Annotated in this window: 12 protein-coding genes, 2 tRNA genes and 1 pseudogene; 6 read left to right on the forward strand and 9 right to left on the reverse strand. The window is 39.2% G+C overall.

The features are described 5' to 3' along the window. A partial coding sequence (locus BSCG_RS05505; RefSeq protein WP_008776986.1) for a UDP-glucose dehydrogenase family protein occupies window positions 1-920 on the reverse strand: 920 nt, incomplete at its 3' end. Between the two features lie 26 nt (window positions 921-946). After that, complete coding sequence (rfbC, locus tag BSCG_RS05500; protein WP_008776987.1) at window positions 947-1495, reverse strand: dTDP-4-dehydrorhamnose 3,5-epimerase; 549 nt, start codon at window positions 1493-1495, stop codon at window positions 947-949. A gap of 90 nt (window positions 1496-1585) precedes the next feature. Between rfbC and BSCG_RS05495 the strand changes: the two genes are divergently transcribed. Both BSCG_RS05495 and BSCG_RS05490 read left to right on the forward strand, forming a co-directional pair. After that, window positions 1586-2671: an SPOR domain-containing protein gene (locus BSCG_RS05495; protein ID WP_008776988.1), complete on the forward strand. Its 1086-nt coding sequence runs from the start codon at window positions 1586-1588 to the stop codon at window positions 2669-2671. Between the two features lie 17 nt (window positions 2672-2688). After that, window positions 2689-3221: pseudogene (locus BSCG_RS05490) on the forward strand (FHA domain-containing protein). A 75-nt stretch (window positions 3222-3296) separates the two neighbouring features. On the opposite strand, the gene BSCG_RS05485 reads toward BSCG_RS05490, so the two are convergent. Both BSCG_RS05485 and BSCG_RS05480 read right to left on the reverse strand, forming a co-directional pair. Continuing rightward, window positions 3297-4736: a tagaturonate reductase gene (locus BSCG_RS05485; RefSeq protein ID WP_004295900.1), complete on the reverse strand. Its 1440-nt coding sequence runs from the start codon at window positions 4734-4736 to the stop codon at window positions 3297-3299. A 26-nt stretch (window positions 4737-4762) separates the two neighbouring features. Further along, window positions 4763-5830, reverse strand: coding sequence for a substrate-binding domain-containing protein (locus BSCG_RS05480; protein ID WP_004303151.1), 1068 nt, complete (start codon window positions 5828-5830; stop codon window positions 4763-4765). Between the two features lie 198 nt (window positions 5831-6028). Here BSCG_RS05480 and uxaC point away from each other — a divergent pair, with 198 nt between their 5' ends. Further along, entirely contained in the window at window positions 6029-7435 is a 1407-nt protein-coding gene (uxaC, locus tag BSCG_RS05475; protein ID WP_004303152.1) for a glucuronate isomerase, read from the forward strand. 151 nt (window positions 7436-7586) lie between these two features. On the opposite strand, the gene BSCG_RS05470 is transcribed toward uxaC, so the two are convergent. The 4 genes from BSCG_RS05470 to BSCG_RS05455 all read right to left on the reverse strand — a co-directional run bounded on the left by BSCG_RS05470 (window position 7587) and on the right by BSCG_RS05455 (window position 10128). Continuing rightward, window positions 7587-7659: transfer RNA gene (locus tag BSCG_RS05470), tRNA-Lys, on the reverse strand. Between the two features lie 32 nt (window positions 7660-7691). After that, window positions 7692-7764: transfer RNA gene (locus BSCG_RS05465), tRNA-Lys, on the reverse strand. Between the two features lie 89 nt (window positions 7765-7853). Next, complete coding sequence (locus tag BSCG_RS05460) at window positions 7854-8657, reverse strand: MBL fold metallo-hydrolase (RefSeq protein ID WP_004295897.1); 804 nt, start codon at window positions 8655-8657, stop codon at window positions 7854-7856. 82 nt (window positions 8658-8739) lie between these two features. Then, a complete protein-coding gene (locus tag BSCG_RS05455; RefSeq protein ID WP_004311677.1) occupies window positions 8740-10128 on the reverse strand; it encodes a peptide MFS transporter in 1389 nt (462 codons plus the stop codon). A gap of 96 nt (window positions 10129-10224) precedes the next feature. Between BSCG_RS05455 and BSCG_RS05450 the strand changes: the two genes are divergently transcribed. Further along, window positions 10225-10647, forward strand: coding sequence for a BT0820 family HAD-type phosphatase (locus BSCG_RS05450; RefSeq protein WP_004295895.1), 423 nt, complete (start codon window positions 10225-10227; stop codon window positions 10645-10647). Between the two features lie 112 nt (window positions 10648-10759). Here the strand turns inward: BSCG_RS05450 and BSCG_RS05445 are convergent, their stop codons facing one another. Next, complete coding sequence (locus BSCG_RS05445) at window positions 10760-11008, reverse strand: DUF6965 family protein (RefSeq protein WP_004295894.1); 249 nt, start codon at window positions 11006-11008, stop codon at window positions 10760-10762. 144 nt (window positions 11009-11152) lie between these two features. On the opposite strand from BSCG_RS05445, the gene BSCG_RS05440 reads away from it, so the two are divergent. Further along, window positions 11153-11587, forward strand: coding sequence for a copper resistance protein NlpE (locus BSCG_RS05440; RefSeq protein WP_004295893.1), 435 nt, complete (start codon window positions 11153-11155; stop codon window positions 11585-11587). Window positions 11588-11677: 90 nt separating this feature from the next. Then, window positions 11678-12127: a DoxX family protein gene (locus BSCG_RS05435; RefSeq protein WP_004295892.1), complete on the forward strand. Its 450-nt coding sequence runs from the start codon at window positions 11678-11680 to the stop codon at window positions 12125-12127. Window positions 12128-12160: the final 33 nt, after the last annotated feature.

A 12160-nucleotide genomic window follows, 5' to 3' on the forward strand; every position in this document is an offset into this window, starting at 1 on the left:
ATTAACTTTTCGAACAAGACGCTTTTTTGGTTCTCATTCACTTCTTCCACAGCCGTAAGTACCCGCATGGTATAACCATTCTGTTCTGCTGTTTTAATCAATGCCTTCACATCTTTGGGGAAGCAGGAACCACCATATCCGATACCCGGGTACAGAAACTTACGTCCGATACGAGTATCCGAACCGATCCCACTACGCACCATATTCACATCCGCACCAACAATCTCGCACAAGTTTGCAATATCATTCATAAAGCTTATACGGGTTGCCAGCATCGAATTTGCCGCATATTTAGTCATTTCCGCAGACGGAATATCCATGAAAATCACACGGAAATTATTCAATAAGAATGGTTTATATAGTTTGGACATCAATTTCTCCGCACGTGCCGACTCCACTCCCACTACCACGCGGTCCGGGCTCATAAAGTCACTGATAGCATTTCCTTCTTTAAGGAATTCCGGATTAGAAGCCACATCAAAATCAACCGTCACGCCTCTCTTATCCAGTTCTTCCTGAATAACCGCACGAACCTTACTGGCAGTGCCTACCGGAACGGTACTTTTGGTAACTACCAATTTATACTGTTTCATATTGCGACCAATGGTACGGGCCACCTCCAATACGTATTTCAAATCAGCGCTGCCATCTTCATCCGGAGGAGTTCCAACTGCACTGAATATAACTTCCACTTCATCCAGACAACTTTCCAATGAGGTAGTAAACTTCAATCGCTTTGCTTTCATATTACGGAGCACCATCTCTTCCAATCCATTCTCATAAATCGGCATATTCCCCTTTTGCAAAGATTCGATTTTCTCCTTATTCGTGTCTACGCACGTTACATTCACGCCAATTTCGGCAAAGCATGTACCTGATACCAGCCCCACATACCCTGTTCCCACGATTGCAATTTTCATACTTAATCTATTGTTTGTTTAGAAATTCATTCAAAATAAGCGGCATCTTTAAAGGCAGTTCCCTCTCTGTCTTTCGCAGATAATAACATTTGCGACTCTGCCAACGGCCAGTCGATCCCCAATGTTTCGTCATTATATAAAATAGAGGCTTCCGCTTGCGGAGCATACTTGTTATCTACCTTATATGTAAAAACAGCTTCTTCACTCAAGACAGCAAAGCCATGAGCAAAACCACGGGGAATAAAAAATTGTCTCTTATTTTCTTCACTAAGCAATACACAAACATGCTTTCCAAACGTAGGCGATGATTTACGCAAATCAACGGCAACGTCGAGCACTTCTCCTTTAAGAACACGAACTAGTTTCGCCTGACTATGTTCTCCTTTTTGATAGTGCAATCCACGCAATACACCAAAAGATGATTTCGACTCGTTGTCCTGTATAAAGTTTACGGGACCAATATTGGCTTCAAACTCTTCTTTCTTATAGGCTTCCATAAAATAGCCCCGTTCATCGGAGAAAACTCTAGGCTCGATCAGCCATACTCCGTCTATTTCTGTCTGTATATAGTTCATTATTGATAGTGATAAATAAAACGATGCAAAAGTAGTGAATTTTTCGAAGTTTTCTGGGATATATTCAATTTATCTCTTAATTTTGCAGACATGATTGAATTGGCACAACATATAGAGACTTTACTACTGGAAAACGACTGCGTCATTGTTCCGGGATTTGGTGGTTTTGTAGCGCATTATTCGCCCGCAACCCGCGTAAAGGAAGAAAATATATTTTTACCTCCTACCCGTACAATCGGTTTTAATCCTCAATTAAAACTGAATGACGGCGTACTGGTGCAATCTTATATGTCAGCATACGACACAAGTTTTGCTGACGCCAGCCGTATAGTAGAAAAAGAAGTAAACGAATTTATCGGTCTCCTTCATGAGGAAGGGAAAGCCCATCTGGATAATATAGGCGAGATTCAATCTAACATTTATGGCAACTACGAGTTCGTTCCTTATGATTATAAGATAACAACTCCTTCATTATATGGTCTCGACTCTTTTGAAATACATGAACTTTCGGCTCTGCAGCAGAAAGAAAAAGTATTGATACCGACTTATCCGGAAAAGGAAAAGAAGACTTTTGAAATTAGTATCAACCGTGCGTATCTCCGCAATGCTGCAGCAATGATTGCTGCCATCGTACTGTTCTTTGCCTTTTCAACTCCGGTAGAGAATACCGATGTTCAAAAGAACAATTATGCACAGTTATTGCCCAGCGAGCTTTTTGAGCAAATAGAAAAGCAATCGGTTGCAATAACTCCTGTTTATGTTAAGAACGATGCTGCGCAACAAGCAAAGAAGTTTTCTGCTTCTTCCGCTTCAACCAAAACTTCATCTGCTAAAAAGCATACAACGGATAAAGCCAAGACTTCCAAACCGATTGCAGTAAGAGAAGTGAAAGTGGTAAAACAGGAAACAGCGGCTCCTGCTCCTGCGGTGAAATCTCAAGAAAGTGCAAATCATCCTTTTCATATCATTGTGGCAGGAGGAATCAGCCTGAAAGATGCAGAAGCTATTGCAACCCAATTAAAATCAAAAGGATTTGCTGATGCAAAAGCTCTGAACACTGATGACAAAGTACGTGTCAGTATCAGTTCATTCAACAACCGTGATGAAGCGACCAAGCAATTACTTGAGCTAAGAAAAAACGAAACTTATAAGAATGCCTGGTTACTGGCTAAATAAAAAACCCTTTTAAAAGCATGAAACGAGTTCTTTGTCCTAAATGTGAGAATTATCTTTATTTGATGAAACCAAGTATAGCGAAGGCCAATCACTGGTATTTGAATGCGAACATTGTGGCAAGCAATTCAGTATCCGGTTAGGAAAAAGTAAAGTTAAGGCTCTTAGAAAAGAAGAAAACCTGGAAGAAGAAGCTGAATCTCATAAAGAAGAATTCGGATATATCACTGTTATCGAAAATGTATTTGGTTTTAAACAGTTACTTCCCTTGCAGGAAGGTGACAATGTCATAGGCCGCCGTTGTGTAGGAACAAACATTAATACTCCCATTGAAAGTGGTGATATGAGCATGGATCGACGCCATTGCATCATCAATATAAAGCGTAATAAGCAAGGAAAGCTAGTCTACACATTACGAGATGCTCCTAGTCTCACAGGTACTTTCCTTATGAATGAAATTCTGGGAGATAAAGACCGTGTACGCATTGAAGATGGCGCTATTGTGACAATTGGAGCTACTACATTTATTTTGCATACGGCTGAACAAGAATAATAAATAACTTGATAATAAAAAATAGCGCCACTTGTTCAGAGGACAGTGGCGCTATTTTTTTATTTAGTCTTCTAATTACAGAATACCTTTAACGGTCTCAAGCATTCCTTTTTCCTGGATAGAATCCAAATCAGCTTTTACGGCTTCTGTCAATCCCGGAATCTTATTCAAATCTTCTCCCCAGATAAAATCTGCAGCCAGAACACCTTCGGCAACTTTCTTTGTGCAACCTGTTGCCCAAAGTTCTTTCAGCAGGTTCATGATTTCAGGAGCATCATTCGGAACAATTTCAGCACCATCAGCACGTACACCACCTTTATAATAAGTAATGATAGCGGCTAAACCAAGTACCAGTCCTTTAGGAAGTTCACCTTTACGTTCCAGATAAGTCTTCAATCCCGGCAAATCACGAGTTTCGTATTTAGGGAAAGAATTCAGCATGATGCTGGTTACTGCATGATCCACGAACGGATTGTTGAAGCGTTCCAATACATCATTTGCAAATTTCTCCAACTCATCCTTCGGCAAGTTCAAAGTTTCCATCAGTTCGTCAAACATTACCTTGTGGATATATTTGCCAATCACTTCGTGCTGGCAAGCATCACGTACAATATTCACTCCCGAGAGATAGGCAACCGGAGAAAGAACAGTATGCGGGCCATTCAACAAAGTAACCTTACGTTCGTGATAAGGAGCTTCTGACGGTACAAATAATACATTCAAGCCTGCCTTGTCAGCCGGGAACTCTTTTGCAACTTCCTGCGGAGCTTCAATAACCCACAAATGGAAAACTTCAGCCTGAACAACCAGATTATCATCATATTGCAGTTTTTCTTTGATAGCAGCAATATCCTTGCGCGGGAATCCCGGAACAATACGGTCTACCAATGTTGCATATACACCACAAGCTTCTTCAAACCAAGTTTTAAACTCATTACCCAGGTTCCACAATTCAATATATTGATAAATTGTTTCTTTCAACTTATGACCATTCAGGAAAATAAGCTCGCAAGGGAAAATAATCAAACCTTTTGTCTTATCACCATTGAATGTTTTAAAACGATGATAGAGTAATTGAGTCAGCTTACCCGGATAAGATGAAGCAGGAGCATCCTCAAGTTTACAAGCCGGATCAAAAGCAATACCAGCCTCTGTAGTGTTTGAAATAACAAAACGCATTTCAGGTTGCTCTGCCAACTTCATAAACTCGTCATTTTGAGTATATGGGTTTAAAGCGCGGCTGATTACATCAATCATTGTCAAGCTGTTAACAGCCTCTCCTTTATCCAATCCTTGAAGGTTTACATGATAAAGATCATCCTGTGCATTCAGCATATCGACCATACCTTTATCAATCGGTTGAACCACTACTACACTGCTGTTGAAATCAGCTTTCTGGTTCATGTTATAAATAATCCAATCTACAAATGCACGCAAAAAGTTACCTTCGCCAAATTGGATAATACGCTCCGGACGTTGTGTTTTAGGAGCAGTTTCTTTGTTTAATGCTTTCATGTTAGTTGTAATTTATAAAGTTGATATTATACAAATTCAAAATAAAAATCAATGTTTTCCTTTATCAGGATATCAATAGGCATGTATTTTACAGGTTCAACAGACTTCTTAAACACGACATGGTCGCACAACGCCTTCACCCCACAATATCCTTGCAAACCCGGACGTTGCCCGATTAAATAATGCACATCACCGGATTTTAATAAATCTACGTTTGCTTTCAGAAGGTCATATCCTATCAGTCCTTTCATGCTACGTCCCGCATGACGAAGATACTCTCCCAACTGATACACTCTGGAATTAAATACAACTCCCAGTAAAGCCTTCGGATGCGCCTGAAAAAACTCATCCAATGTCTGTTGGTTACTTTCCTGATCGGATTTATTAAGTACTACCTCATGGATTACCAAGTTATTATATTCTTCGGCAATGTAACTCATAAAACCATCCAAACGGCGTTGCATCTGTATTTCAGCCGGATTATCTTTATTGTTACTTAAAAACAAAACCAACTCCTGGCCTTCTCCTGCCGAATAATTGCGCATCAATATTTTCGCTGCGATATATCCGCTCTTATATGAATCCTGCCCGATATACGTCAACGCTTTCGCTTCTTCCATATTGAAATCGACAAAAGCATAAGCAATCTTATTTTCCTGTAAATAGGCTGTCAGCGCCAGTGTCTCTTCCCGAAAATTCGGAGAAATCAATACCGCATCCACATTCTTTTCTTTTATAGAAAGGCAGGCTTCCTGATAACTCTTCTCATCCCCATGGTGATAGCACAAATAATCTATACTCACATTAAAAGGACGTAATTCTTGCCGGGCACGCTCAATCCCCCCTACTACCGAATGCCAATAATCATGCTCTATATAATAAGGTATCAAACAGAGGAAAGAATATTTCTTTTTAGCAGCCAAACCGATAGCAAACACATTGGGCTGATAATGAATCTCATCCAACACCTTTTGTACTTTGGCTTTGCTTTTGGGAGACACGTCACCGCGATTGTGCAACACCCTGTCAACCGTTCCGGCGGAAACACCGGCCATACGGGCAATGTCTTTAATGGTATAGTTCTGGTCCTCCATAGTGCTAAAACTTAAATATTATAAATAATCGCTGCAAATATACGAATTATTTTGTTACTCCAAGTAAATTTTCTATTTTTGTGTTCGATAACGGTTAATAAAACTAAAACAAGATTTACGCCTATTAGCTTTAAAATCAATACTATATAGGTATAAATATAGAAAGTAATAATTTTATATACTTAAAACACAGTAATAATGAAGAACTTCATGGACGAAAACTTCTTGCTGCAAACAGAAACTGCGCAAAAGTTGTATCACGAGCATGCGGCTAAAATGCCGATCATCGACTATCACTGTCACCTTATCCCTCAAATGGTAGCTGACGACTACAAGTTTAAATCACTGACTGAAATCTGGTTGGGCGGTGACCACTACAAATGGCGTGCAATGCGTACAAACGGTGTAGACGAACGTTTCTGTACGGGAAAAGATACCACAGACTGGGAAAAATTTGAAAAATGGGCGGAAACAGTACCTTACACTTTCCGCAACCCATTGTACCACTGGACTCACCTTGAACTGAAAACGGCATTTGGTATCAATAAAATATTGAATCCACAAACCGCACGTGAAATTTACGATGAATGTAACGAGAAACTGTCTCAACCCGAATATTCAGCTCGTGGAATGATGCGTCGTTATCATGTAGAAGCCGTTTGCACAACGGATGATCCTATCGATTCATTGGAATATCATATCAAAACACGCGAAAGCGGATTTGAAATCAAGATGTTACCAACATGGCGTCCTGATAAGGCTATGGCTGTAGAAGTCCCTGCAGATTTCCGCAGTTATGTAGAAAAACTGGCAGAGGTAAGTGGCGTTATCATCTCCAACTTTGATGATATGATCGCTGCTTTGCGCAAACGTCATGACTTCTTCGCAGAACAAGGCTGCCGTCTGTCTGACCATGGTATTGAAGAATTCTACGCAGAAGATTATACAGATGCTGAAATCAAAGCCATCTTTAATAAGGTATATGGTGGCGCAGAATTGACCAAGGAAGAAATTCTGAAATTCAAATCAGCAATGCTTGTGATCTTCGGTGAAATGGACTGGGAAAAAGGATGGACTCAACAATTCCATTACGGCGCTATTCGTAACAATAACACGAAGATGTTTAAATTACTGGGTGCTGATACAGGTTTCGACTCTATCGGTGAATTCACAACTGCCAAAGCAATGGCTAAATTCCTTGATCGCCTAAACACTAATGGCAAATTGACTAAAACAATCCTCTACAACTTGAACCCATGCGCCAACGAAGTAATTGCAACAATGCTGGGTAACTTCCAGGATGGTTCTATCCCGGGAAAAATCCAATTTGGTTCCGGATGGTGGTTCCTCGATCAAAAGGATGGTATGGAAAAACAAATGAATGCTTTGTCAGTACTCGGTCTTTTGAGCCGCTTCGTAGGTATGTTGACCGACTCTCGTTCATTCCTATCCTACCCGCGTCATGAATATTTCCGCCGTACATTGTGTAACCTGGTAGGACGTGACGTAGAAAACGGAGAAATTCCGGCATCTGAAATGGATCGTGTAAACCAAATGATTGAAGATATCAGCTACAACAATGCCAAGAACTTCTTCAAGTTCTAATAGATAGTAGTTACACTATAAAAAAATACCGCTACCAAAGTCGAATATAGCTTTGAGTAGCGGTATTTTTTATTCCTATAGCTGAACTGTAACAACAAAGACTCTTAACAAAAAAGGAGAACCTTTTAAGTTCTCCTTTTAATAATCTTTGTACACCCTCAGGGACTCGAACCCTGGACCCATTGATTAAGAGTCAATTGCTCTACCAGCTGAGCTAAGAGTGCAACATTTTATTTTTATTGCAACGTCGAATTTGTACACCCTCAGGGATTCGAACCCTGGACCCACTGATTAAGAGTCAGTTGCTCTACCAACTGAGCTAAGAGTGCTTAATTCCTCGTTTGCGGTTGCAAAAGTAGGTCTTTTATTTTATTTGACCAAACAATCATGCAGCTTTTTTACTATCTTTTTTTCGTCTTTATTCGAACACATAAAGCTCGGAAGGCGTATTTCGCTTTAAAGCAAGTAGTTGCACATCTTTGCCTACAATAACACCTTTGTTCTTTAATTTCCATTCCACCGTTTTATAAGCCAGCTCCGGGTGATTATTGTCTTTACTTAAATGGCATAACCAGATATATCGCAAATGTTCAGTAATATTTTCCGCCAGAAACTCTGCAGTATCAGAGTTACTCATGTGTCCGGTTTTACTTGCAATCCGTTCTTTCAGATATTGAGGATAAGGCCCCATTTTGAGCATTTCCTCATCGTAGTTGGCTTCAAGTATCAGATAATGGGCTTTACTGATATAATGAGCAGCTGTAGGAGTAATCTCTCCAAGGTCGGTTAAGAAAGAAAAGACTTTGCCATCAATTTCAATGCAATACCCCACATTGTCCGTTCCATCGTGTGGCACTTCAAAAGATTCGATGTGAAAATCTTCCAGCGTCATAGGCTCTTGCTTTTCCAGATAACGAACTGACGAGCTAAGTTTCTCCGTCATACAATAGCTACGATTAATTCCAGCATGAATACGTGCGGTTGTATAAACAGGAATATTCATTTTTTCTCCCAGATTACCCACTGCTTTAATATGGTCAGCATGATCGTGCGTTATAAATACCGCACGAATACTATCCATCAAGATATTATAATCTTTCAGTGATTTTTTGATAGTACGTATGCCGATTCCGGCATCTATCAGTATCCCATAGGTTTCAGTGCCCAGATAATAACAGTTCCCGCTACTGCCACTCGCCAGGCTTATAAATTTTACTTTCATGTTTTATCCTCTTTATTAAAATGCAAAATGCCGTCAACTTTTACAGCAAAGTGACGGCAAATATACATAAAAAAGCAGAGAATTACCGAGAAGCCTCCTTCTTTTTGTCGATGGATTCGGTGATTTTTGCAAATAATAGTAGCGCTACAGCGGCAATCAGGCCTATAGCAGCAAAGTAATACCATATATAATGGGCATTTCCACTAGCTGCCTCCCATGCTTCCCGCGTCTCGAACAAAGCCGGATCCGGACAATATTTAGTGAGCAGAATTCCCGCCAGACCAAAACCGAAAATGGAAGAAAGGAATGAATGCAAATGACTGAATCCTAAATACATTCCTTCTTCTCCTTTAGGAGCCTGTAAAGAGAAATATTCCAGATAACGCGGTGAAATGAAACATTCGGCAAGCGCCTGCACAACTATACCCGCAATCATCATCAGAGTAATATTGCTCATACCTGTAATAAGATCATTACCCAACAAATTTCCACATGCCATCAGTAATGCCGAAATAGGAATCAAAAACATTCCCACATTCATCGAAGTAATCGCACTGCGTTTGGACATCAAACGAGTGATAAAACTAACGCAGCAAACCACCACAAACGGATTCACGTTGGCAATCCAACCCGGTTTTGCCGTCTCTCCAGCCATACGAATCACATATTTAGGCATAGTGGCATAAAGCTGCTGTTGCACCATCCAGAAACCTGTAACAATCAAAATAAGAATCAATAAACGCCAGTTTGTGATGATTCGCATAAATCCCTGTCCAATCTCATGGAGACTTTTTCCTTCACCTGCCGTATGCGTCGATTTATAAAGAAGAATAACAGCAAGTAAAGCAACTATTGTCATCGCACCGGAGAAATAATTAATATAGATATACGCTTGTTCACCAATGACATTACGCAAAGGATCGATAATCGTTTTACCGGTGAAAGCACCCACATTTACCATCATATAAAATATGGAATAACCACGGGCACGGGTTGCTTCCGTTGTTTCTTTAGCCACAGAAGCGGAGATAATGGACTTAATGAAAGAACCTCCCACCATAAGTACAAACAAAACCGGCACGATGATCCACCGGGTATAGCTATCAGGCAAACCATTAAATTGAGTAGTGGCACCATAACTAACCAAACCGGCAGCTTCCAGTAAAGTGGGCAGTACACCCAACCCTAAATATCCGATGGATAATAAGGAAAATGCTATAATCATTGATTTCCGGAAACCGATCTTGTCAGCATAAGCACCGGAAAAAATAGGAAGCAGATACAATCCACCGGAAAAAAGCCCGGAAATCATACTTGCTTCGAAATCATTAAAACCTAAAATGGAAGATAGATAAATAGTGAGAACGATAAAAACGGCATAATATGCCATACGCTCAAACAGTTCGACTGTGTTGCTGACCCAAAATGCTCTCGTAAAGCCTTTAGCAGCACGCTGAGGGGAATTGTTCATGTATTTATATTTTTATTAAAATGTTAATTTGAGACAAAGATACGTTTTTTTGGCTTACTGTCCGTATCTTTGTTCCAAATTAGGTAATTAAAAACTATGATTATAGCTGTTGATTTTGACGGAACGATTGTAGAACATCGTTATCCACGCATTGGTGAAGAGATTCCATTCGCTGTTGACACATTGAAGTTATTGCAACAAGAAAAGCATCGTTTAATACTGTGGAGTGTGCGTGAAGGAGCACTTCTGGACGAAGCTGTCGAATGGTGTAAAGCCAGAGGTTTAGAATTTTATGCCGTTAATAAGGATTATCCTGAAGAGCAGAAAGGCCATCAGGGATTCTCTCGAAAGTTGAAAGCCGACATGTTCATTGACGATCGAAATCTGGGTGGTTTACCAGACTGGGGAGTCATTTACGAAATGATTAAAGAGAAAAAGACGTTTGCAGATATCTATAGCCAAAACGGAGAAGAAGAAAAAACATCCCTGAAAAAGAAGAAAAGATGGCTGCCTTTTTAGGAAGCTGATAAATATCAAACTAATAAAATAGAAATGCACTCTTATCTGACATGATTAGAGTGCATTTCTATATTCATAAATGATTTATCATTCAACATTGAATCGCAATTTGCTACGCTTCTTTATTTTCCCACTTTTCCCTAAACTCCCATAATTGCTCAATAGTGGGATGAAAAGTCGGATTCTCCCAGTTTCTGGAAATCATTGCAATCAAAGATTCCAAATACGATTTACCATCAATAATGGTAGTACATTTATTGACCTGATATCTTTCTGTTGGATAATTCTTTGTCTCAATCATCTTTTTTGCCCAGTTCAATAATTCCTGAACAGCTTCATTGTCATAAGTATGTTGTGCCATATCTTTAGAATTTTCCGCAAAGATACAAAGTTTATTTATTCATAAATAAAGTTGTTCGTTTCTTTTTACTATAAAGATTCCATTTTAAATTTATACCTTTACGTCCAATATACTCAATTAGACTAACTAATAGAAACAATAATTATGAAGAAAATTTTCATTTTAGTATGTTCATGTGCTCTTTTGGCAGCATGCAACAATAGCGCGAAAACAAACAAGAGTGCCGGTGCAGACAGTACTTCAATCGAAGTAACCGATATCCATAATGCGGAAAATTCACTTGATTACGAAGGAACTTATAAAGGAGTTTTCCCCGCTGCCGATTGTCCGGGTATTGAAACAACCCTGACATTAAATCCGGACAAAACATTCAGCCTCCATTCCGTATATATCGATAGAGACAGCTCATTTGACGAAAAAGGTACATATACTTTAAAAGACAACCTATTGACTCTTAATGAAGAAGGCGGAGAACTTTCTTATTATAAAGTAGAAGAAAATCATTTACGCAAACTAACAATGGATAAACAAGAAATAACCGGAGAACTTGCAGACCATTATGTTTTAAATAAGGAATAAGGTCCAAACAAATTTTGCTATCAATAGAGAACAAATTCAATATTTTTTATGTTTATATAAATAGATATAAACTTAAAAATAGAACAACTTATGATTTATAGTTTTTTATTTCCCACAAAATCGAATACAACGAAAGTATCTTTGTTGCTATTGGCTGTCCGGATCATCTTCGGTATATTATTAATGAACCACGGTATCCAGAAATGGAGTAACTTCCAGGAGATGTCAGCAGTATTTCCTGATCCGCTTGGAATAGGAAGTCCCCTATCTCTCGGATTAGCAATTTTTGGCGAACTCGTATGTTCGATGGCATTTATCATCGGATTCCTGTATCGCTTGGCAATGATCCCGATGATTTTCACAATGATAGTAGCCTTCTTTGTTGTTCATGCTAATGACGTATTTGCGGTTAAAGAGCTAGCTTTCATCTATTTAGTTGTATTTATATTGATGTATATTGCCGGTCCCGGTAAATTTTCAATAGACCATATCATAGGAAACGAATTGTCACGGCGGAAGTCAAGAGTATACAAAAATTAGAAATAACAGCCCCGATTAATTAAAAAATATTAT

This window comes from Bacteroides sp. 2_2_4, assembly GCF_000157055.1.
Classification (GTDB): domain Bacteria; phylum Bacteroidota; class Bacteroidia; order Bacteroidales; family Bacteroidaceae; genus Bacteroides; species Bacteroides ovatus.